At 73.3% G+C, this 14,640-nt stretch carries 14 protein-coding genes and 1 pseudogene; 9 read left to right on the top strand and 6 right to left on the bottom strand.

The genetic code is table 11. The features are described from left to right. The first annotated feature begins 32 nt into the window (after nucleotides 1-32). Nucleotides 33-443 (top strand): DUF2000 family protein, encoded by a 411-nt coding sequence (locus G5V58_RS08830; RefSeq protein WP_230487199.1) that lies wholly within the window; start codon nucleotides 33-35, stop codon nucleotides 441-443. Nucleotides 444-456: 13 nt separating this feature from the next. After that, the gene (locus G5V58_RS08825) at nucleotides 457-1,131 is read left to right on the top strand and encodes a thymidine kinase (protein ID WP_165231208.1); all 675 of its coding nucleotides are present in this window, start codon (nucleotides 457-459) and stop codon (nucleotides 1,129-1,131) included. Nucleotides 1,132-1,138: 7 nt separating this feature from the next. On the opposite strand, the gene G5V58_RS08820 is transcribed toward G5V58_RS08825, so the two are convergent. From G5V58_RS08820 to G5V58_RS08805, 4 genes are all read right to left on the bottom strand, one after another. After that, nucleotides 1,139-1,936: a COG4705 family protein gene (locus G5V58_RS08820; RefSeq protein ID WP_165231204.1), complete on the bottom strand. Its 798-nt coding sequence runs from the start codon at nucleotides 1,934-1,936 to the stop codon at nucleotides 1,139-1,141. A 68-nt stretch (nucleotides 1,937-2,004) separates the two neighbouring features. After that, a complete protein-coding gene (locus G5V58_RS08815) occupies nucleotides 2,005-3,123 on the bottom strand; it encodes an alkaline phosphatase family protein (RefSeq protein ID WP_165231201.1) in 1,119 nt (372 codons plus the stop codon). Next, complete coding sequence (locus tag G5V58_RS08810; protein ID WP_165231198.1) at nucleotides 3,120-3,716, bottom strand: DUF5998 family protein; 597 nt, start codon at nucleotides 3,714-3,716, stop codon at nucleotides 3,120-3,122. The genes G5V58_RS08815 and G5V58_RS08810 overlap by 4 nt, the downstream gene beginning before the upstream one ends. A 168-nt stretch (nucleotides 3,717-3,884) precedes the next feature. After that, the gene (locus G5V58_RS08805; RefSeq protein ID WP_165231195.1) at nucleotides 3,885-6,584 is read right to left on the bottom strand and encodes a bifunctional acetate--CoA ligase family protein/GNAT family N-acetyltransferase; all 2,700 of its coding nucleotides are present in this window, start codon (nucleotides 6,582-6,584) and stop codon (nucleotides 3,885-3,887) included. Between the two features lie 610 nt (nucleotides 6,585-7,194). On the opposite strand from G5V58_RS08805, the gene G5V58_RS08800 reads away from it, so the two are divergent. After that, entirely contained in the window at nucleotides 7,195-7,701 is a 507-nt protein-coding gene (locus G5V58_RS08800) for a VOC family protein (RefSeq protein WP_165231192.1), read from the top strand. Between the two features lie 95 nt (nucleotides 7,702-7,796). Then, the gene (gene panB, locus G5V58_RS08795; protein ID WP_165231190.1) at nucleotides 7,797-8,645 is read left to right on the top strand and encodes a 3-methyl-2-oxobutanoate hydroxymethyltransferase; all 849 of its coding nucleotides are present in this window, start codon (nucleotides 7,797-7,799) and stop codon (nucleotides 8,643-8,645) included. Between the two features lie 10 nt (nucleotides 8,646-8,655). Here panB and G5V58_RS08790 read toward each other — a convergent pair whose 3' ends face one another. Next, nucleotides 8,656-9,567 carry a hypothetical protein gene (locus G5V58_RS08790; protein WP_165231187.1) on the bottom strand — a complete coding sequence of 304 codons (912 nt, stop codon included), beginning with the start codon at nucleotides 9,565-9,567 and terminating at the stop codon, nucleotides 8,656-8,658. Between the two features lie 108 nt (nucleotides 9,568-9,675). Here G5V58_RS08790 and G5V58_RS08785 point away from each other — a divergent pair, with 108 nt between their 5' ends. The 5 genes and pseudogenes from G5V58_RS08785 (at nucleotide 9,676) to G5V58_RS08765 (ending at nucleotide 14,343) form a co-directional block, all read left to right on the top strand. Then, the gene (locus G5V58_RS08785; RefSeq protein ID WP_165231184.1) at nucleotides 9,676-10,572 is read left to right on the top strand and encodes an ABC transporter ATP-binding protein; all 897 of its coding nucleotides are present in this window, start codon (nucleotides 9,676-9,678) and stop codon (nucleotides 10,570-10,572) included. 2 nt (nucleotides 10,573-10,574) lie between these two features. Beyond that, nucleotides 10,575-11,369 (top strand): ABC transporter permease, encoded by a 795-nt coding sequence (locus tag G5V58_RS08780; protein WP_165231181.1) that lies wholly within the window; start codon nucleotides 10,575-10,577, stop codon nucleotides 11,367-11,369. Between the two features lie 14 nt (nucleotides 11,370-11,383). After that, a complete protein-coding gene (locus G5V58_RS08775; protein ID WP_230487198.1) occupies nucleotides 11,384-12,517 on the top strand; it encodes a sensor histidine kinase in 1,134 nt (377 codons plus the stop codon). Nucleotides 12,518-12,524: 7 nt separating this feature from the next. Further along, nucleotides 12,525-13,134: pseudogene (locus G5V58_RS08770) on the top strand (response regulator). Between the two features lie 42 nt (nucleotides 13,135-13,176). Next, the gene (locus G5V58_RS08765) at nucleotides 13,177-14,343 is read left to right on the top strand and encodes a PQQ-dependent sugar dehydrogenase (protein WP_165231178.1); all 1,167 of its coding nucleotides are present in this window, start codon (nucleotides 13,177-13,179) and stop codon (nucleotides 14,341-14,343) included. Between the two features lie 16 nt (nucleotides 14,344-14,359). Here G5V58_RS08765 and G5V58_RS08760 read toward each other — a convergent pair whose 3' ends face one another. Further along, complete coding sequence (locus G5V58_RS08760; RefSeq protein WP_165231175.1) at nucleotides 14,360-14,632, bottom strand: hypothetical protein; 273 nt, start codon at nucleotides 14,630-14,632, stop codon at nucleotides 14,360-14,362. Nucleotides 14,633-14,640 lie beyond the last annotated feature (8 nt).

Below are 14,640 nucleotides of genomic sequence, written 5' to 3'. Positions count from 1 at the left end.
CCGGCCCCGCCCCACCCGACGACGCTGGGGCGGTGAGGTTCGACACCAAGATCGCCGTGCTCGTCCGCGACGACCTCGAGTCCTGGCAGCGGCTGAACGTGACCGCGTTCCTGGTCAGCGGGATCGCCGGCGCCCACCCGCAGCTGATGGGCGAGGCCTACGAGGACGCCGACGGCACGACGTACCTGCCCCTGCTGGGCCAGCCCGTCGTCGTGCTCGAGGCCGACGCCCAGACCCTCCGCGCGGCCCACCAGCGCGCGCTCGGCCGGGAGCTGGCCATGAGCGTCTACACCCGCGAGATGTTCTCGACCGGCCACGACGAGGCCAACCGGGCCGCGGTGCGCGCCGTGCGCCGCGACGAGCTGGACCTGGTCGGGCTGGCGGTCTTCGGGCCCAAGAACGGCGTGGACAAGACGGTCAAAGGAGCCCACCTGCACCCCTGAATAGGGTGTGCGGGTGGCCGAGCTCCAGTTCTTCACCGGGACCATGGACTCGGGCAAGAGCACGCTGGCGCTGCAGACCAACCACAACCGCGCGGCCCGCGGCCTGGTCGGCCGGATCTTCACCAGCCGCGACCGCGCCGGCACCGCGATGCTCTCGAGCCGGCTCGGCCTGCAGCACGAGGCGATCGAGGTCGACCCCGACTTCCACTTCTGGCGCTACGTCGTCGACGAGCTGACCCGCGGCGCGCGCGTGGACTACCTCATCTGCGACGAGGCGCAGTTCTACACCCGCGACCAGGTCGACCAGCTGGCCAAGGTCGTCGACGAGCTCCAGCTCGACGTCTTCGCCTTCGGCATCCTCACCGACTTCCGCAGCGAGCTCTTCCCCGGCAGCGCCCGCCTGGTCGAGATCGCCGACCGGATGCACGTCCTGCAGGTCGAGGCGCTGTGCTGGTGCGGGCGCCGCGCCACCCACAACGCCCGCACCGAGAACGGCGTCATGGTGGTCGAGGGCGAGGTCATCGTGGTCGGCGACGTCGACGCAGCCGACACCACGGACGCCACCGATGCCACCGAGCCGCCCGAGGTGGCCTACGAGGTCCTCTGCCGGATGCACCACCGCCGCCGGATGACGGCGGCCCGAGCCCACGCGGTGGCGCTCGGCGCCGAGCCGCTGCCGTTCGGCTAGGACCTCGCTACGGCGTCGCGGGCGCCAGCTCCTCCGGCTCGGCCGCGTCGCCCTGCTCCACCGGGTGGTCGTCGTCGGCGTGCGTCGCCGCCAGGTAGGCGACCAGAGCCGCGAACAGCACCAGCCCGAGCGCGGTGACCGGCCCAGTGCCCCACCCGATGCCGCCCTCGGCCGGCTTCTTGGCCATCCCGTCAGCCATCGAGGCACCCAGCGGCCGGGTCAGGACGTAGGACGCCCAGAAGGCGATGGTCGCATTCAACCCGACCCGCCACAGGACCAGCGGCACCAGGATGAGGGCGCCGAACAGCACGATCGACCACACGAAGCCGAGTCCGAAGTCGATGGCGGTGGCGTCACCGAGCGCCGTGCCGAGGCCGAAGGTGAGCAGCACGACGCCCCAGTAGAACCGCTCGCGGCGGGCCGTGGTGATCGAATGCACCGAGATCGTGCCCTCGCTGCGCTGCCACCAGGTCAGCAGCCCGACGAGCAGGACCAGGTAGACGATCGAGTCGAACCAGTACGGCGTCCCGAGGGCCACGTGCGGCCCGTCCGCGATCATCGTCCCGAACAGGGCCACGCCGAGCACCGTCAACCAGTAGCGCACCGGGTGGTACTCCTCCGAGCGCAGCTGGAACCAGAGCGCCAGGAAGAAGCCGCCGACCCCGACGACGCCCGCGAGCGGGATGCTCACCGTCCCCATGAAGTCCGCGCCGGTCTCCCCGATGCCGGTGGTGAGCACCTTGACCACCCAGAACAGCAGCAGGACGGCGGGGACCTTGGGGGCCGCGAAGGCTCGGTTGCGCATGGATCCGGACGGTAGGAGCGCGAACCTGCCCGCCACCTGACTGCTGCGGCGGGCCAGGCCGGGAGGGGTCAGCCGACCAGGATCGGGATGAGCATCTCGTCCGGCGTGAGCGAGCCGTGCAGGCCGACCAGGCTCATCTCGTAGGCGAAGTCCCTGCTGGAGAACAGGGCCAGGTCGCCGCGGGCCGCGACCACCACGTCGCCCAGGCGGGGCCCCACGAGCTCGGTGACGGCGCCGAACCAGCCGCGGTCGACCGCCTGCGCGCGGGTGAGCACCTCGGCGCGGTCGCCGAGCGTCTCGGCCCAGCAGGCGGCGACCGAGGACGCGGCGCCGTCGGCGACGTACAGGTGGCGGAAGCGGGCCTCGCCGCCCAGCAGCACCAGCCCGTCGCGCAGCTCCGGGTGGTCGTCGACGTCGAGGCGCGAGGCCGCGGTGGAGTCGACCATGCCGTGGTCGGCGACCACCACGAGGCGGACCTCGTCGGGCAGCGCCTCGCGCAGCTGGACGGTCTCCGCGTCGATCGCGGCGAGCTGCTGGAGCCACTGCGGGGAGTCGACGCCGTAGCGGTGGCCGGTCCAGTCGAGGTCGCCGTCGTAGAGGTAGGTCAGCGACGGGTGCCGCGCGGAGCCCGCGACCGCGGCGGCGATCCGCTCGCCGATCCGGTCGGCGCCGATGTAGCCGGCGCCGCGGTGCGCGGCGATGGTCAGCCCGCTCCGGTCGAACTCGCGCTTGTTGACCACGTCGACGCGGACGCCGGCGTCGGTGAGCCGGGAGAACGCCGTCGGGTGCGGCTGCCACTGCAGCGGGTCGACCGACTTGTCCCAGAACAGCGCGTTGAGCAGCTTGCCGGTCTCGGGCACCCGGCTGGTGAAGCCGACCAGGCCGTGGGTGCCCGGGGTCAGCCCGGTGCCCAGCGAGGTGAGGCTCGTGGCCGTGGTCGACGGCACGCCGGCCGTGCCCGGCTCGTGGTCGGTCAGCAGGGAGGCGAGGTACGGCGCGTGCTCGGCGTACCGCTGCAGGAGGTTGGCGCCGAGCCCGTCGACCAGGAACACGACGTACGCCGGCGCCTCGGGCAGGGTGAGCCCGGTCGGCGCGGGCAGCACGTCGGTGCCGAGCGCGCAGCCGACCGCCGGGACGACGTCCCCGAGTGCGCGGCGGCCGTAGGCGGGCTCGACGAAGCCGCTCAACCCTGGGTCCGCGCCGAGAGCTGCTCGGCGAAGGACAGCAGCCGGTCGACGGCGTCGGTGCCGTCGGCCGCCGCGGAGACGCGCAGGGAGAAGTCGTCGGAGGCCAGCACGCCGGTGTAGCCGTGGTCGGCCTCGCACTCGGGGTCGTCGCAGCCGGCCGGCTCGAGGTCCACACGCTGCACCCCGCCCCACCCGAGGGTGATGACGGCCTCGGCGGGCGGCGTCGGGCCGCTGGTCGGGTTGGTGACCATCCGGGTGACGACGACGGACGTCACCGAGCTGAGCCGGATCGCCTCGCTAGAGGTCGACGTGTAGGGCTCGGGCAGCAGGTCGTCCCCCGCGTGCTCGTCGGTGTGCACGATGATCAGCCGGCTCGGCGTCAGCACCATGACCGACAGGTGGCGACGCACCTCGTCGCGGTCGAAGGTCGGCTCGTGGTGGACGTAGAACGAGACCACCCGCTCCCCCGCCACGGCCGCGCTCACGCTGCCGGACACGACCTCCGGGTAGTAGCCGGTCCGGTCGATCGCGTCGCGCAGCTCGGGGCTCCGGTCGGTGTCGTCGGTGCGGCCGTCGGTGGTGCGCAGGGGCATGGCCTCGAGTCTGTCATGGCGAGGCTCGCGGCCACCCCCGGACTGCAGTGGCAGGCTCGGCGCGCCGGACCGTCCCGAGCGCCGACCGGAGCGAGCCCCTGGGCGAGCGAGGGAGGTGCTCGGGACGGTCCGTCTGAGCGCGCCGAGCACACCCGAGCGGAGCGAGGGTCATCCAGGGATGGTGTCCCCTCCGGCCGACGGCATCCGGCGCACGAACCAGTCCGAGCGCGGATCGCTCACCGGCTCCACACGCGCGGAGGCGGTGAGGACGCTGGAGCCGTGGGCGCCGGCCAGGACCAGGCCGAGCTCGAGCGAGCGGATCTGGGGCAGGTCGTTCTGCAGCTGCGAGACCCGCTGGATGAGCCGCTCCACCTCCTCGACGTCGACGACCTCGCCCCCGCGGTAGCCGAACAGCATCGGCGAGCTGCGCACCTCGCGGACCATCGAGGCGGCGTCGTGCTGGTAGATCGGCGGGATCCGGTAGGCCACGTCCGCGAGCAGCTCGATGATCGGCCCGGAGATGCCGAAGGAGACGACCGGCCCGAAGAGCGGGTCCTCGAGGCTGCGGATGGCGATGGGTACGCCGGGCGGGGCGTTGCGCTGGACCACGAACGACGCGGCCTCGGGGTCGTCGATGACCGCGGTGAGGTCCTCCCAGGCGTCACGCATCCCGCTCGGGCTGTCGATGCCGCGCACCACGTGGGCCTGGTCGGGCCGCTCGCGCAGGTGCTCGGCGGTGGCCTTGAGCACCACGTCCCAGCCGAGCTCGCGGCCGACCTTCTGGGCCTGCTTGAGCGTGGTCACCGGCACGGCCGGCCACAGCTCGATGCCGTACGCCGCGAGCAGGGTGGTCAGGTCGTCGCGGTCGAGGTCGGTGCCGTCGGGGTGCGCGGCCAGCACGGGGCCGATGACGGCCTGCGCGGCCGCCGGGTCGATCGACTCGACCTCGGGCGCGCGGCCGTCGGGGGTGCGCAGCCACACGGCGTACTCCACGACGCGGGCGAGCGCGCGGACGGCGGCCTCGACGGCGGGGTAGGACGGCACCGAGCCGCGGCCCGCGGTCGCGCCGGCGACGTCGGGCACGCGCAGCAGCTCGGGGATGCCCTCGGCGCCGAGGAACGTCGAGACCAGCGGCTTGTCGGACTGCTCACCGACCGCGGCCAGCACGTTGGCGATCTGCTCGCCGGCCACGTTGAGCGGCGGGATGTAGACCACGACCACGGAGTCGATGTCGGGGTCGTCGATGGCGTCGTCGAGGGCGTCCTCGAAGTCCTCGGCCGTGGGCTCCGTGCTCAGCGCGACCTGCTTGTTGACCACGAGCCCGGCGGCCGCGGCGGCGTCCGCGGCCAGCAGCCCCAGCGCGTCGGAGTTGCCGACGATGGCCACGCGCCGCCCGCGCGGCAGCGGCTGGTGGGCGGCCAGCTGGGCCACGTCGAACATGTCCTCGAGGGTGTCCACCTGGATCACCCCGGCCTGGCGGAACATGGCGTCCACGGCCTGCGGCGGCGCCGCGATCTTGCGCACCGCGTGGCCCATCGGCACGCCCTGCGTCGTGCGGCCCGAGCGCACCGCGATGATCGGCTTGCGCAGGCTCACCCGGCGCGCGATCCGGCTGAACTTGCGCGGGTTGCCGATCGACTCGAGGTACATCATCACGACCTCGGTCGACTCGTCCTCCTCCCAGTACTGCAGGAGGTCGTTGCCGGACACGTCCGCGCGGTTGCCGGCGCTGACGAAGGTCGAGAGGCCCAGGCCGCGGTTGTTGACCTTCTCCAGGATCGCCGAGCCCAGCGCACCGGACTGGCAGAAGAACCCGGCCCGGCCCTTCGGCGGCAGGATGCCGGCCAGGCTGGCGTTGAGGCTCACCTCGGGGTCGGTGTTGATGATGCCGAGGGCGTTCGGGCCGATCAGCCGCACGCCGTACGAGCGGGACAGCCCGACCAGCCGCCGCTGCCGCTGCCGTCCCTCCTCGCCGGTCTCCGCGAAGCCGCTGGAGATGACCACGAGCCCGTGCACGCCCTTGGCCGCGCAGTCCAGGACCACGTCCTCCACCGACTCCGCCGGCACGGCGACGATCGCGACGTCGACCTCGTCCTGGATGTCGGTGACGCTGGTGTACGTCGGCAGCCCGGACACCGCGCGGGCGCTCGGGTTCACGGCGTACACCCGCCCGGTGAAGTCCCCGGTGACCAGGTTGCGCACCAGCGCCTGCCCGATCGTGTCCTGGCGCCGGCTCGCGCCGATCACCGCCACCGAGCGCGGGTTGAAGAACCGGTGGATCGACGCCGCCTCGGCCACGTGCTCGCGGCCCTGCATGATCCCGATCGCGGTGTCGGTCGGCTCGATCGGGAACTCCAGCTGAAGCACCCCTTCCTCGTAGGCGCTCACCACCCGGTAGCCCGCGTCCCGGAACGTCTGGATCATCCGCTGGTTGTCGGGGAGCACCTCCGCCACGAACCGCTCGACCCCGCGCTCCCGCGCCGCCTGCGCCAGGTGCTCCAGCAGGATCTGCGCGATCCCCCGCCCCTGGTGCTGGTCCTCGACGAGGAACGCGACCTCCGCCTCCCCCGGCTTGACCACGTCGTAGCGCCCGACCGCGATCATCTGCCCCTGCAGCGTCAGCACGAACGCCACCCGCTGGTCGTGGTCCACCTGCGTGAACCGCCGCACGTCCCGGTCGGACAGGTGCGGCATGGGCGAGAAGAACCGGTAGTACTTCGACCGGTCCGACACCCGCCCGTAGAACTCCACCAGCAGCGCCGCGTCCTCCGGCCGGATCGGCCGGATGTGAGCCGTCTTCCCGTCCCGCAGGATGACATCGGCCTCCCAGTGCGCCGGCGCCACCGCCGCCGTCTGCTCACTGGTCACCCCTGAACCGTATCCGCAGGCTCGGCCAGCCACTCGGGTCTTCCCACGTGCCGTCGGCTCGCGGGGGCCCGTTCGTCGAGGGCCGGCTCCCGCTGACCCCGACGGTTCCTGCTGTGCGGGTGATCAACGCCGCGCGGCCGCGCGCGCCAAGGCGGCCACCCCGCGGTCCGGCGCCGAGAACTTGTAACGCTCAGTTGTAGGCACTGTCGACCCGTTGCAACGGGTCGGGACATCCCGTAACTGAGCGTTACAAGCTCCCGGCGGCGCCAGCCGTGGCGACCCGCACCGCCCCCACCCCACCCCACCCACGTGAAGGCGGAGACGAGACGGTGCCGCCGCCAGACCAGGCCGCCTGTGGGCTGACCCGGCCACCGCGGACCGCGACCCCCTCGCCGAACGCTAGACCCGCGGCGTGGGGCACGCACACGAGACGCAAGCGGGCTGGGAGCAGTCGCGTGCAACACGGCGTCGGTTGCCTTCGGCGGTGAACACCGGATCCGGCGGTGGCCGGGTCAGTCCACAGGCGGCCGGAAAGCACGAGAGCCGCACCACGAGACACAGCACCCAGACCCCCCGATGAATGCCGACGCCCCCGCGAGTCCACACCCCCATGACGCCCACCCCCATCACCCCCTGCCTCTGGTTCGACGACCAGCTCGAGGAGGCGGCGGCCTTCTACACCTCGGTCTTCCCGGACTCCTCCGTCGGGCACCTGACCCGCTACCCGGAGGGCGGACCGGGCGCACCAGGGACGGTGATGGCCGGGGAGTTCACGCTGCGAGGCACGACCTTCCGCGCCATCAACGGCGGGCCGGAGCTCGCGGGGTTCCACGAGTCAGTGTCGTTCTCGGTGACCTGCGCCGACCAGGCCGAGGTCGACCACTACTGGGAGGCGCTGTCGGCCGACGGGGGCGAGACGCGGGTGTGCGGGTGGCTGCGGGACCGCTTCGGGCTGTCGTGGCAGATCGTGCCGCGGCGGTTCTTCGAGCTGGCCGCGGACCCCGACCCGGCGCGGGCTGCGGCCGCGACCGGGGCGATGCTGCAGATGACCAGGATCGTCGTCGCGGACCTCGAGTCGGCGGCGGACGAGGTGGGGTCCTCGCGGTCCGCCGGGTGACCAAGGACACGGCCCGCGGGGGCGTCGTACGTCGTTAGCCTGAACGCAGTCCGTGGACTCCACCAGGGAGCCGCGAGACAGACGGGAGCTCGACGATGAGTGAAGAGACCGCCCCCTACGGCACCGGGCCGAGCAGTGCGCCGGCCCCCGTGCGGAAGGTGCGCACGCACCACCTGCGGGAGATGAAGGAGCGCGGCGAGAAGTTCACGATGCTCACCGCCTACGAGCAGTACGCCGCGCAGACCTTCGACGAGGCGGGCATCGACGTCCTGCTGGTCGGCGACAGCGCGTCCAACAACGTCTACGGCAACGAGACGTCGCTGCCGGTGACCGTCGACGAGCTGATCCCGCTCACGCGGGCGGTGAGCCGGTCCGCGCGCCGGGCGCTGGTGGTCGGTGACCTGCCGTTCGGCTCCTACCAGGCCTCGCCGGAGCAGGCCTACCTGACCGCGGTCCGGTTCATGAAGGAGGGCGGCGCCCACTGCGTCAAGCTCGAGGGCGGCGTGGAGATGGCGCCGCAGATCGAGCGGCTGACGCGCGGCGGCGTACCGGTCATGGCGCACATCGGCTTCACGCCTCAGTCCGAACACGCGCTGGGCGGCTACCGGGTCCAGGGCCGGGGTGAGACGTCCGCGCGCCTGCTGGCCGACGCCGAGGCGGTACAGGACGCCGGCGCGTTCGCGGTGGTCATGGAGATGGTGCCGGGCGACGTGGCCGGGGAGGTCACCCGCAAGCTGCGCATCCCCACCATCGGCATCGGCGCCGGGAACGAGACCGACGGCCAGGTGCTGGTCTGGCAGGACGCCTTCGGGCTGCGGACCGGCAAGATGGCCCGCTTCGTCAAGCAGTACGCCGATCTGCACGGCGTCCTCCTCGACGCCGCCCAGGCCTTCGCCGAGGACGTCAAGGGCGGCACCTTCCCGGGGCCCGAGCACACCTTCTAGCCCCCGCTCCTCAGGGCGCGTCGACGCGCAGCACCTCGAGCCGGTCGTGGCCGTGGTCGCGCACCACCCGCGCCGTCAGCCGGCCCGAGGCGCTCGGCCAGGTGTCGGCGGCGAGGTCGCCCGGGACGGCGGTGGCCGGGCCACCCGAGACGGGTGCGAGCCAGAGGTGCAGCGCGTCCGCCGTCCAGCCGACGTAGCCGGCGCCGGCGATGGGGGTGAACGGACGACCCTCCGGGACCGGCACCGGCGTGGGCGGCTGCTGCGGCCGGAAGAGGTCGGCGGTCCACAGCGTGTGCGGGTCCGCGATGCGCGGCAGCCGCTCGGTCCACACCAGCTGGTGCCGGCCGTCGTACGCCGCGGCGACCACGCGGCCGCCGCGGGTCAGCCGGCGCCGGGGTGTGTCGGGGTGCGGCTGCTGGTCGACCAGGTAGAGGTCGGCCGGCGTCCCGCGTCGGCCGTGGGCGAGCCGGTGCACCACCTCGATGCGCTCGTCGTTCAACTCGCCGACGAGCGTCGCGCGGCCGCGCCGGGCGGCCCACGAGACGCGCCCGGTCGACAGGTCGAGGGTCAGCAGCCGGCCCGGCGCGGTCGCGTCGACGAGGTGGCACCACCGACCGCCGCCCGGGAGCATCGTCAGCCGCCCGTGCGAGCGGTACGCAGTGACCGCGGCACCGGTCCGCCAGCTCGTCCACGTGAGCCGACCGGCGCCCCGGACGTAGGCCACGTGGTCGGCGTGCACGGCCAGGCCCCGCACGCGCAGCGGCAGCCGGTGGTGCGCGACGACACGGTAGGTCAGCGGCGCCGGCGCGGCCGCCGCCGCGGGCAGGGGCCGGGGCGGCGGTGACGGGCGGGCCGCCGGGCTGTCGCGGCACCCGGCCAGCCCGAGGAGCGCCACCACCACGACGACCAGCCACGCGCGCATGCTCCTGCGACGCGGCCCGGGCCGGGCCGGTTGTCCATGACACGTGTCACCCCCAGGTCGTGACGGCCGGGCGAGTGCCGTGGGCCCGACCGAGGACACGCTGAGGACATGACCCAGAACCAGACGCCGGCGGTCGCGCTGCACGGCGTGACCAAGAAGTTCGGTGCGGTCGAGGCGGTCCGCGGCATCGACCTCGAGCTGCACCAGGGCGAGATCGTGGCCTTCCTCGGGCCCAACGGCGCCGGCAAGACCACGACCATCGACATGGTGCTCGGCCTGTCGCAGCCGACCACGGGCACCGTGCAGGTGCTCGGCATGGAGCCGCGGCAGGCCATCGCGCGCGGCCTGGTCTCGGCGGTCATGCAGACCGGCGGGCTGCTCAAGGACCTCAGCGTCCGCGAGACCGTGCAGTACACCGCCAGCCTCTTCGCCGACACCCGGGCGGTCGACGACGTCCTGGCCAACGCCGGCATCACCGGCATCGCCGACCGCAAGGTCGCCAAGTGCTCGGGTGGTGAGCAGCAGCGGCTCCGCTTCGCGATGGCGCTGCTCTCCGACCCGGCCCTGCTGCTGCTGGACGAGCCGACGACCGGCATGGACGTCGAGGGCCGGCGCACGTTCTGGTCGGCGATCCGGCGCGACGCCGAGCAGGGCCGCACGGTGCTGTTCGCGACGCACTACCTCGAGGAGGCCGACCAGTACGCCGACCGCATCGTGCTGGTCAGCAAGGGCAAGATCGTGGCCGACGGCTCGGGCGCGGAGATCCGGGCGCTGGCCTCGGGCCGCTCGATCCGCGCCACCGTCACCGACGTCGACACCGAGCACCTGGCCGCCCTCGGCGGCGTGGACGGCGTCGAGGTGCGCGGTGACTCCGTGCTCATCCACGCCAAGGACAGCGACGTGGTCGCGCGCTACCTGCTGACCGAGACCGACGCACGCGACCTGGAGATCACCGCCAAGGGGCTCGAGGACGCGTTCCTCAGCCTGACCGGGAACGAGGAGTGAGCATGACGACCACCACCCCCACCACGATCGACGTCAGCGCGCGGAGCGTCCCGCGTCTGGGCGGGTTCAGCGCCACCGTGCTCGGCATCGAGCTCAAGCGGGTGCTGCGCAACCGCCGCACCCTCTTCTTCACCCTCGTCTTCCCGGCCGGGCTGTTCTTCGCCTTCGGCGGGACCGACGGGTGGGACGACCAGGCCGGCCACGGCAACGTGGCGGCCTACATCATGGTCTCGATGGCGCTCTACGGCGCCGCGCTCACCGCGGCCTCGGCCGGCGCCACGGTGGCCATGGAGCGCGCGATGGGCTGGTCGCGCCAGCTGCGGCTCACGCCGCTCAGCCCGGTCGCCTACATCCTCATCAAGGCCCTCGTCGCCCTGGTCATGGGCGCGATCGCGGTCGCGGTGGTCAACGCCGCGGGGCTGTTCCAGGGCAAGCCGGAGATGCCGGCCGGCCGCTGGGTCGCGTGCGCGGTGCTGTGCGTGATCTGCACGCTGGTCTTCGCCGCGCTGGGTGTCTTCGTCGGCTACCTGGTCCCCGGTGAGAACGCCATGCAGGTCCTCGGCCCCGGTCTCGCGCTGATGTCCTTCCTCGGCAACGTGTTCATCCCGATCGACGACCACACCAGCGTGATCTGGCACATCGCGCAGTGGACGCCGATGTTCGGCGTCGCGGAGATCACCCGGGCGCCGCTGACCGGTGAGCTCCCGTGGTACGCCGTCGTGAACGCCCTGGGCTGGCTCGCGGTCTTCGTCCTCGGCGCGGCGTGGCGGATGTCGAAGGACACCGCGCGCGTGTGACTACCGTGCTCGGTGTGACGGTGAGCGAGACCCGGCCGGCCGAGACGGAGGCGGCGGACGCCCAGTCCCCCAGCCACGTCGGCCGGCTCGGGCCGTTCTTCGCGGGCATCTGGCTGTTCTTCCTGCTCAACCCGCTGCTCGAGGGCTGGGCCCGCCGCGACGAGCTGCGCGGCGTGCTCGGGATGGTGACCACGGTCGCGTTCGCGGCCGTCTACATGCTGCTGTGGGTCCGCGCCCGCGCCGACCGGCAGCGCCTGGTGGTCGACCCCGCCCTGGGCTGGTCGCTGGCGTACGTCGGCGCGCTGGTCGGGCTGGCCGCGCTCACCGTGTGGTGCGTGGGCGAACCGGGGCTGGCCTGCGCGGTCTACGTCAGCGTCGCCTGCGTCATGGTCTTCCCGCTGCGGGTCTCGGCGCCGATCGCGGTCGGACTGGTCCTCGGCGCCATCGCGCTGAGCGCGGTCGAGGGCTGGGGCAGCCAGGTCGGCACGGCGTTCGCGATCATGGCCGCCTCGGTGGCCGTGTTCGGCCTGCGTGCGGTGATGACCCGCAACATCGACCTGGTCAACGCCCAGATCGAGAACGCTCGCCTGGCCGTCGACAACGAGCGCACCCGCTTCGCCCGCGACCTGCACGACATCCTCGGCCACTCGCTGACCGTCATCACGGTCAAGGCCGAGCTCGCCCAGAAGCTCCTCGACGTCGACGTCGAGCGCGCCCGGGCCGAGATCGCCGACCTCGAGCGGCTCAGCCGCGACGCGCTGGCCGACGTACGACGGGCGGTGGAGGGCTACCGCGACATCAGCCTGCCCGGCGAGCTGGTCCGGGCCCGCGTCGCGCTGCGCGCCGCCGAGATCAGCGCCGAGATCCCCAACAGCACCGACGAGGTGCCCTCGGAGCTGCGCGAGCTGTTCGCCTGGACCGTGCGCGAGGGCGTGACCAACGTGATCCGGCACTCGCGCGCCACCCACTGCGAGGTGCGCCTGGCCCCGGACCGCGCGGAGGTCGTCGACGACGGCACCGCGATCCCCTCGCCCGACGGCCACGGCTCCGGCCTGGCCGGTCTGCGCGAGCGCGCCGCCGACGTCGGCGCCACCGTCGTCACCCGCCAGCTCGAACCCGGCTTCTCCCTCTCGGTGGTCCGGCGGTGACCACCCCGTGACGATCCGCCTCCTGCTCGCCGACGACCAGGCGCTGGTCCGCGGGGCGCTGTCCGCGCTGCTCACGCTCGAGCCCGACCTCGAGGTGGTGGCCGAGGTCGGCGACGGTCCGTCCGTGCTGCCCGCCGTCCTGGCCGCCCGGCCCGACGTGGCCCTGCTCGACGTGGAGATGCCCGGGCTCGACGGCATCTCCGCGACCGCCGCGGTCCGCGAGGCCTCGCCGTCCACCCGCGTGCTGATCGTGACGACCTTCGGACGGCCCGGCTACCTGCGCCGCGCCCTCCAGGCCGGCGCGGCCGGCTTCGTGGTCAAGGACACCCCCCGCCGCCCAGCTCGCCGACGCCGTGCGCCGGGTGCACGCCGGCCTGCGCGTCGTCGACCCCGCCCTGGCCACCGACTCCCTCGTGGCCGGCGAGTCCCCGCTCACGCCCCGCGAGACCGAGGTGCTCCGCGCCGCCCGCGACGGCTCCGCGGTGGCCGCGATCGCCAAGAAGCTGCACCTGTCCGAGGGCACCGTCCGCAACCACCTCTCCGCCGCGATCGGCAAGACCGGCGCCACCAACCGCGCCGAGGCCGTCATCGCCGCGGACGGCAACGGCTGGCTCTGAGACCCCACCGCGCTCTCATCGAGCGCGGGTACGGTGCCGGGCATGCGCCCGGTGCTCGTCGCGACCGTCCTGGCCCTGCTCGTCCCGCTCGCGCCCGCCGCCCCAGCGGTGGCCGCGCCCGCCGAGGGTGCCGTCGCCGCCGCGCCGGCCAAGAAGGGCGTCCCGAGGCTCAAGGTCCGGCCGGTGGTGCGCCACCTCGACCACCCGTGGGACGTGCGGTCCCTCCCGGGCGGCGGGCTCATCTTCACCCAGCGCGACCGGGCCGAGCTCTCGGTGTTCGTCGGGGGCAAGGTGCACCGCGTGAAGTTCCCCCGCAAGCAGGTCTGGGTCTCCGGCGAGACCGGGCTGATGGGGCTCGAGGTCGACCCGGACTTCCGCAGCAACCGGCGGATCTACACCTGCCAGGGCGGGAACACCGACGGCGGCGGCCACGACGTCAACGTCAAGGCGTGGACCCTGGACAAGCGGCTCAGGAAGGCGAAGCTGGACCGGGAGCTGGTCGGCGGCTTCCCCACCAGCTCCGGGCGGCACGGCGGCTGCCGGCTCCTCGTGACCAGCGACGGCTCGCTGCTCGTCGGCACCGGCGACGCGGCCCAGGGCACCAACCCCGAGGACCTCGACTCGCTCGGCGGCAAGACGCTGCGGCTGGACCGGTTCACCGGCGCGCCGTGGCCGGGCAACCCGTTCGCCGGCGCACAGGGCCCGCGGCGCTACGTCCACACCTACGGCCACCGCAACGTCCAGGGCGTGACCGAGCGCGCCGACGGCACCCTGTGGTCGATCGAGCAGGGCACCACCCGCGACGACGAGGTCAACCTGCTGCAGAACGGCGGGGACTACGGGTACGACCCGGTGCCCGGCTACAACGAGACGGTCCCCATGACCGACCAGGGCCTGCCGGGCGACCAGATCGAGGCGAAGTGGAGCTCGGGCGACCCGACCGTGGCCACCTCGGGCGGCACCTTCGTCAACGGCACGAAGTGGCGCGCCCTCGACGGCGCGCTGGCCGTGGCCTGCCTCAAGGCCAGCCGGGTGCTGTTCCTGACCTTCGACGCCGCCGGCACCCTGCAGAGGGTGCGCCAGCCCCGGGCGCTGAAGCAGTGGGGCCGGATCCGCACCGCGGTGCAGGCGAGCAACGGCGACCTGCTGGTCACCACCGACAACGGCGGCGGGAACGACGTGATCCTGCGGGTCCGCCCCCGGGGCTGACCCCAGACGGAGTGGCTCAGGCGGTCCAGTCGAAGAGCGCCTCACCGAGGACGAGCACCGCGAACCACACCACCACCGCGATCACCGGCAGGAGCAGGGTGCGCCGCGGGTGCGGCGTCCACCACCGGGTGGCGACCACGAACAGGACCACCCAGACGGCCAGCAGCAGCACCACGCCGTACCACGGCGCGAGCAGCCCGCTCGCGGCGTACAGGAAGAAGCAGCCGGCCATGCCGACCATGGCCACGAACGGCCACGGCGACGCCTGGTCGCGCTGCGGGATGGCCACCGGCGGCG

Origin of the sequence: Nocardioides anomalus, assembly GCF_011046535.1 — a bacterium.
Taxonomy (GTDB): Bacteria; Actinomycetota; Actinomycetes; order Propionibacteriales; family Nocardioidaceae; genus Nocardioides; species Nocardioides anomalus.
This window is presented reverse-complemented; position numbering and strand designations above follow the sequence as displayed.